Genomic DNA, 20,165 nt, shown 5'->3' with positions numbered 1-20,165 from the left:
CACGAGTGTCAAACAGAAACAAGGAGGCTTGATTATGAGAGCGTTTACAAAGCGGCTGATTTCGTTATCCCTTTCTTCCCTGCTGTTGGTTCAAATGGTGCCCCCGCAAGCGAACGCGGCTTCCGCCGCGGCAGCCAGTCCCCCGAAGATCGACATTTCCAATCCCAGCCTGTCCGCCAAAATCGGAGGATTGGGACAGATCGAACAACTGTTTATCAAAAACAATCCGCTGAACAAAAACGCGCAGCCGATCAATTTCGTGTTGCCCAACGACACGCTGCCCCAGAACGGCGTCCAACACCAATGGATGGGCGAGATGCTGTTTTCTTACCGGACCGGCAATACGGCGCAGTTTCCGAACAACCGGAACGGATTCGTGGAAGTGGACACGAACAAAACTTTGGCGGCGGGAGGATCGACGACGGCTTCCAATCTCAATGCCCAGAATCCCTATATAAACAAAACCGCTTCATCCGACGGCAAAAAAGTCGAAATCAACTATATCGGACAAAATCTGAACTCTACCGTCGATCGGGTGATGAAAGGGTTCGACGTCAAATCCGTATTCGATATGGGTACGACCGACGGCTCCATGCAGTGGTCTATTACGGTCAAGAACAAAAGCAACAAATATATCGAATTCGGCGATATCGGCCTGCCGATGCCGTGGAACAACAAGTATTTGAACGTGTCGGACACGTATGACAACCGATTGACGGTACACAACTTTGCCGGTGCCGACAGCGGCTACAGCTATGCGATCCGCAACAGCGGCGAAGGCAATTTCATGATGTTCACCCCGGTGCCGGAAAGCGGCTCCCGGATCGAATACGTCGATTATTGGATGAACGAACAGGGCGAAGTCCGTTCCGGAGACAAGTTCTCCAACTGGACCGGCGACAGCGGCGGCTGGTTCCCGGGACTGAATGTGCTGTATATTCACTCCAAAGACATCCAAAAAACCGGTCGCGGGTACTTCAAAGACGCTACCAGCCTTGTTCTGGCGCCGAACCAGGAGAAAACGTACAAATTCAAGTTTTCGGCCGTACGGGCGGGAGACAACCAGCCGCAGCAAAATGCCGCCAGCCCGAATAACGCTTCCACTTCCATGGAAGAACGGGAGCAGAACCTGCGGTCCGTCTTGTACAAATCGGGCATGATCGACGCGGTCGCGCTGCCCGGCTTCCAGACGGCCATCAACATGCCGGTCAAGCTTGATCTGCATTACGACGACAAATTGGTCAACGTGCAGTCGATCGATATTCAAAACGTGCTGGAGAACGATCCGTTCGACGCCGGCCATATTCCCGCGATCAAGCCCGGCGAGACGCGGGAAGCCATGATCAACAACTCCCGTACCGGCCGCGGACTTCCGCAAGGCAATCCCGGCTATACGGAATCGTATGAGCGGCTGGAGACGAAGATCGTCAACGGAGAGCAGCATCATATTTATGCGCTCAAGTTCGGCAATCTCGGCAACAACAGCGTTCGCGTGAATTACAAGCTGAAAGTCGGCAGCCAGTGGGTCAACAAATTCACGCAGTACGAATTCAACGTGCTGGCCGAGCTGGACCAGACGACGGAAGCGCATGCCAAATTTATGGTGGAAAAAAGGCAGGATAACGATCCGAACAGTCCGACGTACGGCAACTATCGGGACTGGTTCCTGACGGACGGGCTCGACCAAAACGTAGGGCATTGGGGAGACGATTGGAGTCATGGCAGCATCAACTTCATGACGATGAAAAACTATCTGGCCCCCAACGAAGACGAGATCCGTTCCATCGAGCGGTATTTGATCGATTTTATGTGGGAACGCTTCATGAAGCATACCCACGACAGCTTTACCGTAGCGAACTGGCTCAGGGATTCGGGCGCTTTTACCGATAAAGACAAACCTTATTCCCGCGAATTTTCCGAGATCATGGTCGCAACCGGATTTTTCAACATGTACCGGATCCAGAAAGCGTACCCTCACCTGCTTGAATACCGCGAATCGCCGCAGTATTATCTGGAAAAGGCGTATGGCATCTACTATAACCGGATTTCGAGCGATGCGGTCGGATACTACGGCGAGCAGCAGATTCCGGACATGATCGAAGCGTTAAAAGAAGAAGGCATGAATACGGAATACGAAAACCTGAAAAACAAGTTCGCCCTGACCAAAGGACGGAGCATGACGTTTGCCCCGTATCCTTATGGCTCGGAATTCGAATACGACAATACGGGCGAAGAAGGCGCCTATGCAGCGGCGAAGGCGCTTCGCGCCTATTATCCGCAGGACGGCCAGGCGGCTGAAGCCAAGCGCAGCATGCAGATGGCCGACTGGAAAACGCGGGCGATGCGCGGGCTCCAACCGAACTGGTTCCATTATTCCGTTCCGGTATTCCGCGGCGGCGAGGGCTGGTGGAACTTCCAGTACACGGCATCGCTGGCTGGCTACATTATGGATGACTGGCTGCGATACCAAGCGGACGGCCGAACGCCTGCCCAGACGGCGGTCGCGCAGCAGCGCAACTATGCGGCGAAAATTTCCAACTTCAATGCGATCAACATGGGACAGATCTCCTCGGAGTCTGTCGGCAGCACGTCCTGGAGATATTCCATGTACAAAGGAGGCACCGGCACGAAAAACGTATTCGACGAAGGCTCCCGCGTCATGAGCAACGGCTGGAACGATTTTTCCGGCGAAGCCGGCGAAGGGCTGTACGGTTCCCTGCTGAGCATTAGCTCGGACGTCGTGACCGATCCGGTATTCGGACTGTTCGGCTATGGAGCGTCGGTCACGGATGACGGCAGCAGCTACAAGCTCACGCCGAAAGACGGTTTTGGCAAACGGATCAACCTCATTAACGAGAAGATCTATCTGGTCTCGCAAAACGAAAAAATCCAAAACGCCGAAATCAAAAAAGACGGCACGTCGTTCAAGCTGTCTCTCGTAAATCTCGACAAAAAAGAGCACGCTTCGAGAATTCGTATGGACGGAGCGGGACTGCAAAACGGATACTATACGATCAAGCTGAACGGGCAAACGGCCGGACAGTTCTACGCGAACAACAACAAGGGAACCGCGATGTTCCAAATGACCGGCGCCCCGACGGCGGAATTGACGATCGAAAAGCTCGCTTCGGGCACGAACCAGGCACCGCAGGTTAAAGCGGAGGTCTCGACGCCTGCACCGCAGGCGCTCAAATCGTTCATGCTGAACGGAATCGTAAGCGACGACGGCGCTCCGGACGGCAAGCTGACGTACAAGTGGGAAGTCGTACGTACTCCGCAAAACGCCAAGTTAACTTTTGGCTATCCGAATGCCAATACGACCAAAGCGACCGGCACCCGCGCCGGCAGCTACACCGTCAAGATCACGGCCACCGACGGGCAGAAGCAAAGCTCCAGCGAATTGACGTTCCAGCTGGCCGCTCCGCAGGACAAGCAGCCTCCGCAGATTAGCGAAGCGGCAGCCGTTCAAGACGCGAACAACGAAAGCATTGTCGTTTTGTCCGGCAAAGCGATCCCGGACCCTGTCTACGGAGCCGCGTTCGAGCCCCAACTGACGTATGCCTGGACGCTGAAGTCCAAACCGGCGAACGCAGGCGAAGTGAAAATCGTCGGCGCCGACAAGTCGACGGCCTATGCACGGGTAAGCAAAGCGGGCTCCTATACGTTTACGCTCACGGCAGGAGACGAAGGCAAGATATCAAGCAAAGACGTGACGATCTCGCTTGCGGCCGACCCTTCGGCCGTCTATCGGATTCCGAACAGCATTACGGCGAAGGGAACCGCTCCGGCGCTCCCGAACGCGATCAGCGTGTTGTCGGATGCCGGTTACAAGGAAAGTCCGATCCGATGGAATCCGGTTGATCCGCGCAGCTATGCGAACGCCGGCAGCTTCACCGTGCGCGGCACGGTTCAAGGCAGCACCGACGAAGTCACCGCTGCGGTGTTCGTGGTCGAAGGGCCGATCTCCAACGCGGCCTTGACCGCTACGCCGGCCGCAAGCTATATCAGCAGCGGCGGCGCTTTTATCGAAGCGTTGAATAACGGCGTCGAACCGCGCGATTCCGGAGACTTCTCGCCGAATCGCGGCGCTCCGAATATGGCCTGGCACACTTGGGAAAGAGAAGGAGACCCGGCTTGGGTGACGTACGAATGGGCGCAGCCGATTCTCGCTTCCTCGACCGATATGTACTTCTTCCAGGATCCGTCCGGCAACTTCCGCCCGAAAGACATCAAGCTGACGCTGCGCGGGGAAGACGGCAAATGGTATACGCCGAGAGCGCTGCGCGGCGTGGACAATCAACTGAACAAATACAACACGGCGACGTTCGAGCCTGCCTACATTACGGGCATGCGGCTGGACATGAAGCCTTCTGCCAGCGGAGTCGGCATGTTGGAATGGAAAGTGAACGGCTATGCCAAAGCGGCAGGCCCAGCAGCAGGCACAGCGATAGGCAAGCCGGAATTAACCAAACTGCTCAATCATGCCAACGCTTTGAAAGCCGCGCAGTTCGTCGACGAAGGCCTTGCGCCGATCTCGGAAGCCAAAACGAACGCTTCCGCCTTGATCGAGAAGCCGAACGCGACGGAAGCGGAAATCGCTCTTGCGTACGACAAACTGTTGGCCGATCTGAGACTGCTGCGTCCGCTTGATCAGAACATGGCATACGCAGCTTCCGTCTCGACGAGCCATACTTCTCCGTGGGAACAGCTCGGGGCGGTCAACGACGGCCGATATGAACAAAAAGATGCTCCAAGATGGGGCACGTGGGGACATGCGGGAGCCGAAGAGTGGGTGCAATACGACTGGCCGCAGGGAGCCGAGATCGCCCAGTCCGATTTGATCGTCTGGACAGACCAACAAGGTATTCAAGCGCCGGCGAAATACGAATATTCGTATATTCCGCTCGACAGCCAGACGGGCGAATGGGTAACGGCGGCGACGATCGACGCCAACATTGCCGCCGTGCCGAACACGCCCGCCGGTTCGTCCAACCTGCACGAATTCGACCAGCCTTTGCGGGTCAAAGCGATGCGCGTTACCCTGACCAAGCCGGCAAGCGGCAGCACGGTCGGCGTCGGATTATGGGAATGGATTGCGACAACGCCGGAAGGCCAAGCACAGAACCGGAGCCGGCGTCAGCAACAAGAAGTGACCAAAGAGCAAGAACTCAATAAGGAAAAAGAACCGAACCTGACAGAAGGAAAAGAAGAAGCGCCGGGCGAGAAACCGCAGCCGAAGCCCGAGCCAAGCCAAGACCCGAACAAAGCACCGAATCAAGATCCGAATAAAGAACCGGACCAACAACCGGAACCGGTTCGGGAAGGGACGCTTCCGCAAGAAAAGCCGCTGGATCAGTCGGCACCCGTTCAGGGCAGCTAACGGAGCGGCTGCGCACCTCTGGCAGCTGAACAAGCGGCACGACCGTCAAATCTCATAAAAAATACGGAAAAACATGATGTTTTTCCGTATTTTTTTGCTTTTGGATTTATTTTGTTTGGGAAAAGAGGAATGTGGGTATGTGGTGTGAGGAAAACAGACATAAAGGAGTGGATGAGAAATATGAAGCAAAAGAAAAATGCGAAAACGGCGTGGAGGCGGATCGGCGTGCTCGGAATCGCGGGGCTGCTCGCTTGGCAGGCTCCGGCGATGTACCCGGGAGCATCGAACACCGTTTACGGCAGCAGTGCGGTTTCCGCGCAATCGCTGCAGGGGGTCAAACCGCAAAATTCGGTGTCCGTGACGGCTTACGGAGCGATCGGCAACGGCAAAACCGATGCGCTGGCTTCTTTTAACCAAGCGATCAAAGCCGCCCGCAATCAGCGTAAAACGCTGTACGTGCCGCCGGGCAACTACCTGCTCAGCGGGATGCTGCAGGTCACGGGCGTGCAGATCGTCGGAGCGGGTGCAGAGCGGACCGTGCTGACGTCGACGAATCCGGCCGCCGGATCGATTAATCTCAAAGGCAAAAATCCGGAATTGAGCCAGCTGACCCATGTCTACAAAAATACGGGACGGCGCGACGGTTCCGATAACAAGAACAGCGTGACGGTACTGGGCGCTTCGGACTTTGCGATTCGCGACGTGCGGATTATCGGCGCCGGCACGGCCGGCATTCTGGTCCGCGACGGTGCGACCGACGGCGTCATCGCCGGCAACGTCATCAAAAGCACCCGGGCCGACGGTATCCATATCACAGGCGGCAGCAGCCGCATCACGGTCGAAAACAATACGGTGAAGCAGACCGGCGACGACGCTATCGCCGTAGTCAGCTACCAAAAAGACGCGGCGGCGACGAGCGACATCGTCATTCGGGGCAACTCGGTCGGCTACGCGTCCAAAGCGCGGGGCATTTCGGTCGTCGGCGGAAGCTCGGTCACGATCGACAAAAACGCGATCAGCAACACGGAAATGGCCGGCATCTACATCGCGGTCGAACGGCACTGGAATACGCGAAGCGTAAGCGGCGTGAACGTGAGCGGCAACAAGATCGTAAATGCGGGAACCCGTCTGACCGACGACCATCCGAACGTGCTCGTGTTTGCGGATCAGGGCAGCATCGACGAAGTCCGGTTTACGGGCAACGTCATTTCCGATTCGGTTAATGCGGGCATCGGCGTATGGGGAGACGGACAGATCGGCAATATCTACTTCACGTCGAACCAGATCACGAACCCGGGCGGCGCCGCGACGACGTTCAAAAAAGGCGAGATCCATGCCGAGGGCAACAGCGGATTCTAAGCGGAATTCGCCATGGAACGGGGACTGCGGATTTCCGCGGTCTTTTTTTGCGTTCGGTTTCCTGCGGCGCTTGGCAATTCAAAAAAACATGATATAATATATACAAAGTCAAAGAAAGTCAAAGTCAACGGAATGAATATTCGTACAAGACTCTGTGACACGCCGCAAACGGACGGTGCCTCAAAAAAACCAGACGTTTCTTCCTTTTTGCGGAAGGGTTATTTTAAGAGTAGGCTCCACATCCGGACAATAGGCCGAGCGGCGGCTCAGGCAGATAGTGGAGGGTGGATCGATGCGCAATATTTCCGATATCATCGAACATTATTTAAAAACGGTACTGCAGGAAAGTCACGGAGGCATGATCGAGATTCAGCGCAACGATTTGGCCGATCGCTTTTCCTGCGTGCCTTCGCAGATCAATTATGTCATCAGCACGCGTTTTACGTTGGAAAAAGGGTATCTGGTCGAAAGCAAACGGGGCGGAGGCGGCTATATTCGCATCCAGCGGATCGATATGCCGATGCATTCCGAGCTGCACGCCCACGTGCACGAGACGATCGGCAGCGAGATGAGCCAATCCGCGGCCGAAGGCTTGATCTACCGGCTGGTGGAAGCGAACCTTATCACCGGGCGCGAAGCTGCGCTGATGCGTTCGGCCGTTCTGCGCAATACGCTGCTGCTCAAGCTGCCTTACCGGGACGAGATGAGAGCGCGCATCATGAAGGCGATGCTGATCGCTTTGATGGGACAATCGGACTGACCGGAACTTTTTCTGGTCGGGCGTTTATTTTGGCGAAGGAGGTGGGCGAGTGCTTTGTCAGGAGTGCCAGCAGAGGCCCGCAACCCTGCATTTTACGAAGATCATCAGCGGCGAAAAAAACGAATTCCATATTTGCGAACATTGCGCGAGGGAAAAAGGCGAGATGCTGCCCGGCCATTCCGGCGGCTTCTCGATCCATAATCTGCTGTCCGGCTTTCTCGATTTCGACATGGCCGGCAAGACGCAGTCCGGAAGCACGGCGCAGGCTCCGCGGCTTCAATGCGAAGAATGCGGGATGACGTACGCGCAGTTCCGCAAAATCGGGCGGTTCGGATGCAGTTCCTGCTACAAGCATTTCGACGGCAAGATCGATCCGCTGCTCAAGCGCGTTCACGGCGGCACCGTGCATGTCGGCAAAGTGCCGAAGCGCGGAGGCGCCGACCTGCAGGTGCAGCGGGAGATCGAGGCGCTGAAGCAGGATTTGCAGGAACGGATCGAAAAACAGGAATTCGAAACGGCCGCACAGCTCAGGGACCGCATCCGCGAACTTGAACTGAAGCGGTCCCAGCGGTAGAGGAGGAACCGAACCATGTCGGATTTTGCGTTTACGGAACATGNNGTGCGCATCCGGCTCGTTGAAGCGGCCGAACAGGCGTCGAGCGAGCTCGGGACGCTGCACGCGATCCGGCTCGACGAGCTGAACGAGATCGACCGGCAGGTGCTGGTCGAGAAGCATCTGGTCAGTCCGGCGCTCGCCAACGAGTCGCAGGAAGCGGCCGTCGTCCTCAGCGACGACGAATCGCTCAGCATCATGGTCAACGAAGAAGACCATCTGCGCATTCAATGCCTGTACTCCGGCTTTCAGGTCAAGCGTGCCTGGGAGCGGGCGACGTCGGTGGACGACGTGCTGGAAGCTTACGTCGATTACGCGTTCGACGACCGGCGCGGGTATCTCACCAGCTGTCCCACAAACGTGGGCACGGGGCTCCGGGCGTCGGTCATGGTCCATCTGCCCGCTCTCGTCATGACCCACCAGATCGGCCGCGTGCTGAACGCGGTCTCCCAGGTGGGACTGACCGTTCGCGGCATCTACGGCGAAGGCAGCGAAGCGCAGGGGAACCTGTTCCAGATCTCCAACCAGATTACGCTCGGGCAGAGCGAAATCGAGATTGTGGACAACCTGGAAGGAATCGCAGCCCAGATTATCGAATATGAACGTCAGGCACGCAGCAGGCTCGTCGCGGAGTCCAAGATCCGGTTATACGACCGGGTCATGCGCTCGTACGGCATTTTGACCCATGCCGCCATCATCGACGGCAAAGAAGCCGCCCAGCGGCTGTCCGATCTTCGGCTAGGCGTCGATCTGGGCTGGATCGAAAAGTTGACGACGACGCTGCTGAACGAGTTAACCATTTTGACGCAACCCAATTTCCTTCAGAAAACGTTCGGTGCTACAATGAATACAGCGGAGAAAGACATGTACCGGGCGCAGCTGATCCGGGATAAGCTGGTCAAAAGCAAGGAATGATACCCGGTTCGGCGGTCGGATCCGTATTCGGCCTGGAGCTTACTACTTTGTGGAGGTGCTTTGTATATGATGTTTGGCAGATTTACGGAACGTGCGCAAAAAGTGCTGGCTCTTGCCCAGGAAGAAGCGGTAAGACTCGGACATAACAATATCGGCACGGAACATATCCTGCTTGGTCTGATTCGCGAAGGCGAAGGGATCGCAGCCAAAGCTTTGATCGGTCTCGGTCTTGGGCTGGAACAAATCCAGAACGAAGTCGAAACGCTGATCGGGCGCGGCCAGGAACAGCCGACCAATATCGCCTATACGCCGCGCGCGAAAAAGGTCATTGAATTGTCGATGGACGAAGCGCGCAAGCTCGGCCACACGTATGTAGGCACGGAGCATATCCTGCTCGGCCTGATCCGCGAAGGCGAAGGCGTAGCGGCGCGTGTGCTGAACAACCTCGGCATCAGCCTGAACAAAGCCCGCCAGCAGGTGCTGCAGCTGCTCGGCAGCAGCGAAGCGGTATCGAGCCACCACGGCACGCCGGCCAACGTCAGTACGCCTACGCTGGACAGCCTGGCGCGCGACTTGACGGCCTATGCCAAAGACGGCAATATCGATCCGGTTATCGGCCGCAGCAAAGAGATCGAACGCGTAATCCAGGTGCTTAGCCGCCGGACCAAAAACAATCCGGTGCTGATCGGCGAACCGGGCGTCGGCAAGACCGCGATCGCGGAAGGCCTGGCGCAGAAAATCATCAATAACGAAATTCCGGAAACGCTGCGCGAAAAGCGCGTCATGACGCTCGATATGGGCTCTGTCGTGGCGGGCACGAAATACCGCGGCGAATTCGAAGACCGTCTCAAAAAAATCATGGACGAGATTCGCCAGGCGGGTAACGTCATCCTGTTCATCGACGAACTGCATACGCTGATCGGCGCAGGCGGGGCGGAAGGCGCGATCGACGCGTCGAACATCCTCAAGCCTTCGCTGGCGCGCGGAGAGCTGCAGTGCATCGGGGCGACGACGCTGGACGAATATCGCAAATATATCGAGAAAGATGCCGCGCTTGAGCGCCGGTTCCAGCCGATCAAGGTAGAACCGCCTTCCGTGGACGAAGCGATTCAGATCCTGCACGGCCTGCGCGACCGCTACGAAGCGCATCACCGCGTGAAGATTACGGACGAAGCGATCGAACAAGCCGTCAAGCTGTCGGACCGTTACATCACGGACCGCTTCCTGCCGGACAAAGCGATCGACCTGGTCGACGAAGCGGGTTCGAAAGTGAGACTGAACTCGTACACCGTACCGCCGAACCTCAAGCAGCTGGAAAATCGTCTCGACGATATCCGCAAAGAAAAAGATTCGGCCGTGCAGAGCCAGGAATTTGAGAAAGCGGCCGCGCTGCGCGATACCGAGCAGAAGATCCGCGAAGAACTGGAAATGACCCGCAACCAGTGGAAAGAAAAGCAGGGACGTACCGATTCCGAAGTGACGCCCGAAGATATCGCGGACATCGTAGGCAGTTGGACCGGTATTCCGGTCAACAAGCTCAAGGAAGAAGAAACGGACCGCCTGCTGAACATGGAAAGCCTGCTGCATGAACGGGTCATCGGCCAGGAAGAAGCCGTTGTCGCCGTAAGCCGGGCAATCCGCCGCGCACGTGCCGGCCTCAAAGATCCGAAGCGTCCGATGGGCTCCTTCATCTTCCTCGGCCCTACAGGCGTCGGCAAGACGGAGCTGGCCCGCGCGCTGGCCGAGTCGATGTTCGGCGACGAGAACGCGGTCATCCGCATCGACATGTCCGAGTACATGGAGAAGCATTCGACGTCGCGCCTCGTCGGAGCGCCTCCGGGATACGTGGGCTATGAAGAAGGCGGCCAGCTGACCGAGAAAGTGCGCCGCAAGCCGTACTCCGTCGTGCTGCTGGACGAGATCGAAAAAGCGCATCCGGAAGTGTTCAACATTCTGCTGCAGGTGCTGGAAGACGGACGCCTGACCGATTCCAAAGGCCGCGTGGTCGATTTCCGCAATACGCTGATCATCCTGACGTCCAACGTCGGCGCGGACGCGATTCGCCGCAATTCGACGCTCGGCTTCACGGCCGCGGTCGACAGCGGAGCGGAATACAAAAACATGAAAGGCAAAGTCATGGAAGAACTGAAGAAAAGCTTCCGTCCCGAGTTCCTGAACCGGATCGACGAAAGTATCGTCTTCCATTCCCTCGACGAGAAACATATCGCCGAGATCGTGACTTTGATGTCCGAAGAACTGCGCAAACGCCTGAACGAATACGGCGTGAACTTCAAGCTGACCGACGCCGCCAAAGCGTTTCTGGCCAAGGAAGGTTACGATCCGGCTTACGGCGCGCGTCCGCTGCGCCGGGCGATCCAGAAGCATATCGAGGACCGTTTGTCCGAAGAACTGCTGACGGGCCACGTCTCCAAAGGCGATTTCTTGATGATCGACGAGAAAGACGGCGCGCTGTCCGTCGAGAAAGTCGAAGAACAGCCGGCCGTATCGGTAGAGAAATCGGAAGAATAAAGGCTTTGCCGGAACAAGCGCAGCCGACTGCGAAGTTCCGTTTCCCATACTACCCAGCCCGGGCCGGGCGATGCTTCGCGCTTTCCCGGTCTGCCGGCGGCCTAAGGCCGGACCTCGGATTTTTTCCGCGGTCCGGCTTTTTTCGCGCAGCGAAGGATTTTGCCAATTCGAGAACCCTTACTTTCGGAAGCAATAAATGATAAACTTTTAAGGAAGAGCTTTCCGCATTTGCCGGAGGCGAGCGGACGGTTTCGGACTGCCGGAAGACCGGCGAGAGAGGAGATCCATGGCCAAGACGAAAACGAAGTTTTATTGCACCGAGTGCGGCTATGAGTCGCCGAAATGGTACGGAAAATGTCCCGGCTGCCAATCGTGGAATTCCATGGTGGAAGAAACGGTCAGCAGCAGCGTGAAGACCCAGGGGATGGGCGGCATGAATTCTTCCCTGCTGCAGGGTACGCAGAAGCCGTTGTCCATCGTGGATATCGAAGGCGGGCAGGAACCCCGCGTAGATACGAAGATCGGCGAACTGAACCGGGTGCTCGGCGGGGGCATGGTACCCGGTTCGCTGATTCTCGTCGGCGGCGATCCCGGCATCGGCAAATCGACGCTGCTGCTGCAAACGTCGCATTCGCTTGCGGCCACGGGACTCAAAGTGCTGTACATCTCCGGCGAGGAATCGGTGAAGCAGACGAAGCTGCGCGCCGAGCGGCTCGGCGCGCTGTCGCCGCAGCTGTACGTCCTGTGCGAGAGCAACATGGAGCAGGTCGAGCTTGCGATCGAACAGATCGCGCCGGACTTCCTCGTCATCGACTCTATTCAGACCGTATACCAACCGGACGTGACGAGCGCGCCGGGCAGCGTCTCGCAGGTACGGGAATGCACGGCCCGGTTTATGCGGATCGCCAAGAACGGCGGCATCGCGACCGTGCTGGTCGGCCATGTCACGAAGGAAGGCGCAATCGCCGGACCGCGGATGCTGGAACACATGGTCGACTGCGTCTTGTATTTCGAAGGCGAGCGCCATCACACGTACCGGATTTTGCGGGCGGTCAAGAACCGCTTCGGATCGACGAATGAGATGGGCATTTTCGAGATGCGCGAAGAAGGCCTCGAAGAGGTCACCAATCCGTCGGAGCTGTTCCTGTCCGAGCGGGCCATGGGCGTATCCGGCACGACCGTCGTCGCCAGCATGGAAGGCACGCGTCCCGTGCTGGTCGAGCTGCAGGCGCTGGTCGCGACGACGCATTTCCCTTCGCCGAGAAGAATGGGCACCGGCATCGACTACAATCGGCTGAACCTGATCATCGCCGTGCTGGAGAAACGGATGGGCCTGTACATGCAGACGCAGGACGCCTACGTCAACGTGGCGGGCGGCGTCCGGCTGGACGAGCCGGCGGTCGACCTTGCCGTGGCGGTCTGCATCGCCTCAAGCGTTCAGGACAAGCCGACACGGCCGTACGACGTCGTCTTCGGCGAGATCGGCCTCACCGGCGAGGTACGGGCCGTGTCGCGGGCGGAGCAGCGCGTCAAGGAAGCGTTGAAATTGGGATTCAAACGGGTCATTTTGCCCGCGAAAAGTTTAAAAGGATGGAAGCACCCGCAAGGGATTGAGCTGATCGGCGTAGAGACCGTTTCGCAGGCGCTCAAAGCGGCGCTAGAGTAGGGCGTTGACCGCAGGGTCGACGCAAGGGGAGGCAGGCAATGAAAGAATCGGAATCCGTAAAAATGAATGAACTGCTCAAACTCGTCGCACCGGGAGCGCCTTTCCGCGACGGGCTTGAGAACGTGCTGCGTGCCAAGACCGGCGCCCTGCTGGTTGTCGGCTACAGTCCCGAAGTGATGGAAGTGGTCGACGGCGGCTTTTCCATCAACTGCGATTTTTCGCCGAACTATTTGTACGAGCTGGCCAAAATGGACGGCGCGATCATCTTGAGCGAAGACCTCAAGCGAATTCTGTACGCCAACACGCAGCTGATCCCGGACTCGGCGATCTCGTCGTCGGAGACGGGCATCCGCCACCGGACGGCGGAGCGGGTCGCCAAGCAGACCGGCAAGCTGGTTGTGTCCATCTCGCAGCGCCGCAACATCATCACGCTGTACCTCGGCAACCTGCGGTATACGCTCAAAGAGATCGGCGTCATTCTGACCAAAGCCAATCAGGCGATTCAGACGCTTGAACGGTACAAGGCGGTGCTGACGCAGGCGCTGACCAACCTGACCGCTTCGGAATTCGAAGAGCTGGTCACGCTGACCGAAGTCGTCGGCGTGATCCGCCGCGTCGAAATGGTGCTGCGCATCAAGACGGAGATCCAGCGCTACATCAGCGAACTCGGCAATGAAGGCCGGCTGATCTCCATGCAGATGGAGGAGCTGGTCGGCAATACCGAGCGCGAAGTGCTGCTGCTGCTCAAAGACTACACGGCTCAGCCCGGCGATGAGAAAGCGAGAGAAATTCTCGCTTCGCTGCGCCGCTCGACCGACGACGAACTGCTGGATGCGGCGCATATCGTGCGTTTGCTCGGGTATCCCGCTTCGACGTCGCCGGCCGACGAGATGCTTACGCCGCGCGGCTACCGCGTGTTGAGCAAAATTCCGCGTCTGCCGAACGTGATCGTGAACAACCTGACCGAACATTTCGGCAGATTGGGACAGGTCGTGAAGGCGGAGCTGGAAGAGTTGGACGAGGTCGACGGTATCGGCGGAGCCCGGGCCCGGACGATCAAGGAAGGTCTGCGGCGTCTGCAGGACCAGGTGTTTATCGATCGCCAGGTGTAACCGCCGCATGATCCGAAAAGCGTCTTCCCAGGGAAGACGCTTTTTCGCCGTGCAGGCCCGCAATTTTTTCGGATCGGTGTTTTCGGGCCTGCCGTGTAGTTTTCGCCTCCTCCCGGGGGTATACTTAAAGAGACGCGAAAAAAGCGAAACGGGCACAAAGGCGGGCGGGAAAATGGAACGAAACTTGAGCGTGATCGTGGTCGCGGCCGGCCGCGGTTCTCGCATGGGCACCAAAGAAAGCAAGCAGTTTCTTGAACTGGGCGGACGTCCGCTGTTTCTCCGATCGGTCGAAGCGTTCGGACGATTCGGCGCGACCGCGGAAATCATCGTCGTGACCGGAGCCGCCGACGTCGAGCGCTGCGCCGGGTATATCGAAGAAGCGGGTTGTCCGCTCGTGAAGACGGTCGTGGCCGGCGGATCGGAGCGTCAGCATTCCGTGTACGAAGGCTTGAAGGCGGCGTCCTTCCCCTGGGTAATGGTCCACGACGGCGTGCGGCCGTTCGTCCGGGAGCGCGACATCGCGGCCTGCTACGACGAGATGCGGCGCAGCGGGGCGGCCGTACTGGCCGTGCCGGTCAAGGACACGATCAAGGCCGTCGAAGCCGGCAGCCGGATCGTCGATACGCCCGACCGCAGCCTGCTGTGGGCGATCCAGACCCCGCAGGGGTTCCGGACGGAAGAACTGCTGCGCGCGCACGAGCTTGCGGCCGGCGAAGGCTTCCTCGGCACCGACGATTCGATGCTGGTCGAACGTCAGGGCATCGCGGTAAACGTGGCCCGGGGCGATTACACAAATATCAAGATTACGACGCCGGAAGATTTGGATTATGCGGAGTTTTTGCTTCGGGCGGAAACGAAGGAGAGAACATGATGATCAGAGTGGGACAAGGATTCGACGTGCATCAGTTGGTGGAAGGCAGGCCGTGCATTATCGGGGGCGTGACCATTCCGCATGAAAAAGGACTGCTCGGGCATTCGGACGCCGACGTGCTGCTGCACACGATCAGCGACGCCATTCTGGGGGCGCTGGCGCTGGGCGACATCGGCCGCCATTTTCCGGATACCGATCCGGAATTCAAAGACGCGGACAGCCTGAAATTGTTGGAACACGTATGGAAAATGGCGGAGGAACGAGGGTACTCTCTCGGCAACGTGGATGCGACGATCATCGCGCAGCAGCCGAAAATGGCGCCGCATATTCCGCAAATGGTCACCGTGATCGCAGGGGCGCTGGGCGCGGACGAGTCGCAGGTCAACGTCAAGGCGACCACGACCGAATGGCTCGGTTTTGCCGGACGGGGCGAAGGCATCGCGGCCCAGGCCGTTGTCTGCTTGACGAAGGGTATGCTATCATCTTGAAAGAGTTTTAGAAACGATACGGGAGGCACACAATCATGACTCAGGAAATACGCGTGCGTTACGCACCGAGCCCTACGGGCCATCTGCATATCGGCAACGCCAGAACGGCGCTGTTCAATTATTTGTTCGCGCGCAGCCAGGGCGGCAAGTTCATCGTGCGGATCGAAGATACGGACGTCAAGCGCAACGTGGCGGGCGGCGAAGAAAGCCAGCTCAACTACATGAAATGGCTCGGCATCGAGTGGGACGAAAGTATCGACGTCGGTGGCGAATACGGACCTTACCGCCAGACCGAACGGCTCGACATCTACAAAAAATATTGGCAGGAGCTGCTCGACAAAGGGCTGGCCTATTTGTGTTACTGCACCGAGGAAGAATTGGAAAAAGAACGCGAAGAGCAGATGGCCGCGGGCGAAACGCCCCGCTATTCCGGCAAGCACCGCGATCTGACGCCGGAGCAGCGTGAAGCTTTTGCGGCGGAAGGCCGCGTACCGAGCGTACGTTTCCGCGTGCCGGCGAACAAGACGTACACGTTNGCCACGTGCTGCGCGGGGAAGACCATATCTCCAACACGCCGCGCCAGCTCATGATCTACGAAGCGCTGGGCTTCGAGCCGCCGCGCTTCGGCCATATGACGCTGATCGTGGGCGACGACCACAAAAAGCTCAGCAAGCGCAACGAGTCGATCATCCAGTTCATTTCGCAGTATGAAGAACTCGGTTACCTGCCGGAAGCGCTGTTCAACTTCATCGCGCTGCTCGGTTGGTCTCCGGAAGGCGAAGAAGAGATCTTCACGCGCGAGCAGCTGATCTCGATCTTCGACGCCAAGCGGCTGTCCAAAAGCCCGGCCGTGTTCGATCCGAACAAACTGGCGCATATCGACAACCATTACATCAAACACGCGGACGCGCAGCGGATCGCCGACCTCGCCATTCCCCATCTGCAAAAAGCGGGCCTGCTGCCGGACGAGCTTGACGCCGACCGTCGGGACTGGGCGGAACGCCTGGTCGAGCTGTACCGCGAACAGATGAACGCCGCTTCCGACATCGTGGCGCTGTCCGAGATGTTCTTCCGCGACGAAGTGAACTTCGGCGACGAAGAACGCGAAGTGCTGGCGGACGACAAAGCGCCGGTGGCGCTGGGCGCTTTCCTGGCCAAAGTCGAAGCGTCCGACGAGTTCTCGCCGGAACGCATGGCCGCGCTGATCAAGGAAGTGCAAAAAGAGAACGGCATCAAAGGCAAGCAGCTATTCATGCCGATCCGCGTCGCGCTGACCGGGCAGATGCACGGACGCGACCTCAACCGCACGATCTACCTGCTCGGCAAAGAACGGGTCATCGAGCGCCTGAAGGCACAGACGGCCTGAACGCCGCACAATTCCGATTGTCAGACCGCGGCGATTCGTTTATAATGGCTAAACAACATCTATCCGACCACGCCTTTAATCGAATATTTCTATAGCGAAGAACAGGAGAAGTACGTCGTACGCCGAATCCCCCAGAGAGGACGGCCGAACGTTCCCTGCCCAACAGGCAGAGGACGCGGGCTGGGAACCGTCCGGAATCGGCAGACCGAAATGCGCCTGGGAGCTGCGGATTCGAAGCCCGTCTTTTTGCGAAGACGCGGTCTAGAGTCCGCCGGCCGGTCCCCGTTACGGGCTTTGAACGAGATGGACGCCGGTCGACGGCTGTCCAAGCAGAGTGGAACCGCGGTCTAACGCCTCTGCAGCATAATGCTGCCGGGGCGTTTTTATTTTGGGCAATGGAAGCGAGGAAGCGTAATGTTCAAATCGGTCAAGTCCGATATCCGTGCGGTATTCGACAACGATCCGGCGGCGAGAAGCATGTTTGAAGTCGTGTTCACCTACTCGGGCCTGCATGCGATTTGGGCGCACCGGGTAGCGCATAAGCTGTACAAGTGGCGGCGGTTCACGCTGGCGAGATTCGTGTCGCAGGGCAGCCGATTTTTTACCGGAATCGAGATACATCCGGGCGCGACGATCGGACGCCGTCTGTTTATCGACCACGGCATGGGCGTCGTAATCGGCGAGACGTGCGAGATCGGCGACGACGTAGTCATCTATCAGGGCGTTACGCTCGGCGGCACGGGTAAGGAAAAAGGAAAGCGGCATCCGACGATCGGCAACAACGTCGTGGTCGGATCGGGCGCGAAAGTGCTCGGTTCCATCACGGTCGGCGACCAGAGCAATATCGGTTCGAACTCCGTCGTCCTCAAGGAAGTGCCGCCGAACAGTACGGTCGTCGGCATTCCGGGGCAGATCGTCCGGCAGCACGGGCGCAAGGTCGACCGGCTGAACCACCAGATGCCGGACCCTTCGCACGACGCGATCTGCGAGCTTCGGCGCCAGATCGGGGAGCTGCAGCAGGAATTGGAACAGGTGAGGCGCGGCGGGTACGAAGAACGTCCGCGCGCGGCAGGCGGAGACAATCGGGAATAAGCAGCGAGAACGAGAGAGGAACGTGAATGGAATGACCCTGCAAATTTACAATACGATGACGAGAGAAAAAGAAAAGTTCGTGCCGGTAGAACCGGATAAAGTGAACATGTACGTGTGCGGTCCGACCGTATACGACTATATCCATATCGGCAACGCGCGCCCCGTCATCTTTTTCGACGTGGTACGCGCTTATTTGGAAGATCGGGGCTATGCGGTCAATTACGTGGTCAACTTCACCGACGTGGACGACAAACTGATCCGCAAAGCGGAAGCGATGGACACGACCGTACAGGAAGTGGCGGAGAAATTTATCGCGGCGTATTACGAAGATCTTGAAGGACTCGGCGTGGAAAAAGCGACCCTGAACCCGCGCGTGACGGAGAACATGGACGACATCGTCGCTTTTATCGGCGAACTGGTGGACGCGGGCCATGCTTACCCGAGCGGCGGCGACGTGTATTTCCGGACGTCCAGCTTCGAGGAATACGGCAAGCTGTCGCGCCAGAACCTCGACCAGCTGCAGTTCGGCATCCGGATCGAAGTCGACGCGCGCAAAGAAAACCAGGAAGACTTCGTGCTCTGGAAAGGCGTGAAGCCGGGCGAGATTTTCTGGGAAAGTCCGTGGGGACCGGGACGTCCGGGCTGGCATATCGAATGCTCGGCGATGGCCCGGCGGTATCTGGGCGATACGCTCGATATTCACGGCGGCGGACAGGATCTCCAGTTCCCGCACCACGAATGCGAGATCGCCCAATCCGAATGCCTGACCGGCCATTCGCTGTCCAATTACTGGATGCATAACGGCTACGTCAATATCGACAACGAGAAAATGTCCAAGTCGCTCGGCAACGGCATCACGGTGCAGGATCTGCGCGGCCGTTACAAAAAAGAAGCGCTGCGCTATTTCGTCCTCTCGACGCATTACCGCAACCCGCTCAACTTCAGCCAGGACAATATGCAGCAGGCGCTCAACAGCGTGGAGCGGATCGAAAACGCCGTCGCCGGCCTCCACCACCGTCTCGGAGCGGCCACGGACGCTTCCGAAGGTGTCACGCCGACGCTGCGCGTCAAGCTGGACGCTGTGCTGAACGATTTTTACGCCAAGATGGACGACGATTTCAACACGCCGGACGCGGTGACCGCCCTGTTCGAATGGGTGAACGAAGCCAACCTCGTGCTGCGCGGCGAAGTGGCGCGCAAGGCCGACCTGGACGCGCTGCTTGAAGCATTCGCCAAGATGAACGCCGTGCTGCGCGTGGCGGCCGAACCGGGCGCCGAACTGCTGGACGAAGAGGTCGAAGCGCTGATCGCCGAACGCGTCGAAGCCCGCAAGACCAAAAACTGGAGCCGTTCCGACGAAATCCGCGACCTGCTGGCCGAACGCGGCATCGCGCTGGAAGACACGCCGCAGGGCATGAGATGGCGGAGAAAATAAGATGAACGGACACGACAGACAAGACGGGGCGAAGCACGGCGGGCCGGAACAGGAACTGCCGGAACAAGCGGCCCGTGCGGAAGGGCGGACGGATCTGCTGTTCGGCTTCCCGCCGTCCAAAGCGCCGGGACTGCTGCCGCCGATCGTGCTGGCCTATATCGGCGACGCGGTGTTCGAGGTCGCGATCCGGCAGTATCTGATCGGGCATACGAACCTGCGTCCGCATCACCTGCACCGCGAAGCGACGAAATGGGTCTCGGCCGGCGCGCAGGCCCGGATGCTGTTTCGCATCGAAGGACAATTGACGGAAGAAGAAGCGGATATCGTCCGCCGCGGCCGCAACGCCAAGTCGGGCTCCATTCCGAAAAATGCCGACGCGCTCGACTACCGGCATGCGACGGCGCTGGAAAGCCTGGCCGGGTATTTGTATTACCGCGGTCAGGCCGGCCGCTTGGAACAACTGATCCGCCTGGGACTGGCGCCGGAGATCGAATCGGCGTCCGGCGGCGGGTCGGGCGGTTCCGAAGCGCCGGGAATGCCGGAATCGACAGAATCGCCCGAACGGGCATGAGACATCAT

At 58.4% G+C, this 20,165-nt stretch carries 12 protein-coding genes and 2 pseudogenes; all 14 read left to right on the top strand.

The features are described from left to right. Nucleotides 1-34: 34 nt before the first annotated feature. The 14 genes and pseudogenes from FTE24_RS01545 (at nucleotide 35) to FTE24_RS01480 (ending at nucleotide 20,157) form a co-directional block, all read left to right on the top strand. A complete protein-coding gene (locus tag FTE24_RS01545; protein ID WP_150235502.1) occupies nucleotides 35-5,380 on the top strand; it encodes a DUF5695 domain-containing protein in 5,346 nt (1,781 codons plus the stop codon). 180 nt (nucleotides 5,381-5,560) lie between these two features. Beyond that, nucleotides 5,561-6,739, top strand: coding sequence for a right-handed parallel beta-helix repeat-containing protein (locus FTE24_RS01540; RefSeq protein ID WP_237401583.1), 1,179 nt, complete (start codon nucleotides 5,561-5,563; stop codon nucleotides 6,737-6,739). 292 nt (nucleotides 6,740-7,031) lie between these two features. Further along, nucleotides 7,032-7,499 (top strand): CtsR family transcriptional regulator, encoded by a 468-nt coding sequence (locus FTE24_RS01535; protein ID WP_150235500.1) that lies wholly within the window; start codon nucleotides 7,032-7,034, stop codon nucleotides 7,497-7,499. 49 nt (nucleotides 7,500-7,548) lie between these two features. Beyond that, on the top strand, nucleotides 7,549-8,073 hold the full coding sequence (locus tag FTE24_RS01530) for a UvrB/UvrC motif-containing protein (protein ID WP_150235498.1): 525 nt from the start codon (nucleotides 7,549-7,551) through the stop codon (nucleotides 8,071-8,073). Between the two features lie 66 nt (nucleotides 8,074-8,139). Continuing rightward, nucleotides 8,140-9,027, top strand: a pseudogene (locus FTE24_RS01525) (protein arginine kinase); the annotation flags it as partial. 66 nt (nucleotides 9,028-9,093) lie between these two features. Beyond that, nucleotides 9,094-11,556, top strand: coding sequence for an ATP-dependent protease ATP-binding subunit ClpC (gene clpC / locus FTE24_RS01520; protein ID WP_150235494.1), 2,463 nt, complete (start codon nucleotides 9,094-9,096; stop codon nucleotides 11,554-11,556). A gap of 286 nt (nucleotides 11,557-11,842) precedes the next feature. Further along, on the top strand, nucleotides 11,843-13,222 hold the full coding sequence (gene radA, locus FTE24_RS01515; RefSeq protein ID WP_141447311.1) for a DNA repair protein RadA: 1,380 nt from the start codon (nucleotides 11,843-11,845) through the stop codon (nucleotides 13,220-13,222). A gap of 38 nt (nucleotides 13,223-13,260) precedes the next feature. Further along, a complete protein-coding gene (gene disA / locus FTE24_RS01510) occupies nucleotides 13,261-14,334 on the top strand; it encodes a DNA integrity scanning diadenylate cyclase DisA (RefSeq protein WP_141447310.1) in 1,074 nt (357 codons plus the stop codon). 172 nt (nucleotides 14,335-14,506) lie between these two features. Continuing rightward, nucleotides 14,507-15,205, top strand: coding sequence for a 2-C-methyl-D-erythritol 4-phosphate cytidylyltransferase (gene ispD / locus FTE24_RS01505; protein WP_150235493.1), 699 nt, complete (start codon nucleotides 14,507-14,509; stop codon nucleotides 15,203-15,205). Continuing rightward, entirely contained in the window at nucleotides 15,205-15,693 is a 489-nt protein-coding gene (gene ispF, locus FTE24_RS01500; protein ID WP_150235517.1) for a 2-C-methyl-D-erythritol 2,4-cyclodiphosphate synthase, read from the top strand. Before ispD ends, ispF begins: the two co-directional genes overlap by 1 nt. Nucleotides 15,694-15,728: 35 nt before the next feature. Beyond that, nucleotides 15,729-17,059 (top strand): annotated as a pseudogene (locus FTE24_RS01495) (glutamate--tRNA ligase). Between the two features lie 414 nt (nucleotides 17,060-17,473). Further along, nucleotides 17,474-18,151, top strand: coding sequence for a serine O-acetyltransferase (gene cysE / locus FTE24_RS01490; protein ID WP_150235489.1), 678 nt, complete (start codon nucleotides 17,474-17,476; stop codon nucleotides 18,149-18,151). Between the two features lie 31 nt (nucleotides 18,152-18,182). Continuing rightward, a complete protein-coding gene (gene cysS, locus FTE24_RS01485; RefSeq protein ID WP_150235487.1) occupies nucleotides 18,183-19,586 on the top strand; it encodes a cysteine--tRNA ligase in 1,404 nt (467 codons plus the stop codon). A 1-nt stretch (nucleotide 19,587) separates the two neighbouring features. Then, on the top strand, nucleotides 19,588-20,157 hold the full coding sequence (locus FTE24_RS01480) for a Mini-ribonuclease 3 (RefSeq protein WP_237401582.1): 570 nt from the start codon (nucleotides 19,588-19,590) through the stop codon (nucleotides 20,155-20,157). The last annotated feature ends 8 nt before the right edge of the window (nucleotides 20,158-20,165 follow it).

This window comes from Saccharibacillus sp. WB 17 (genome assembly GCF_008634075.2).
Taxonomy (GTDB): domain Bacteria; phylum Bacillota; class Bacilli; order Paenibacillales; family Paenibacillaceae; genus Saccharibacillus; species Saccharibacillus brassicae.
Note: the sequence above shows the minus strand (reverse complement) of the source record. Positions and strands in the feature narration are given on the sequence as shown.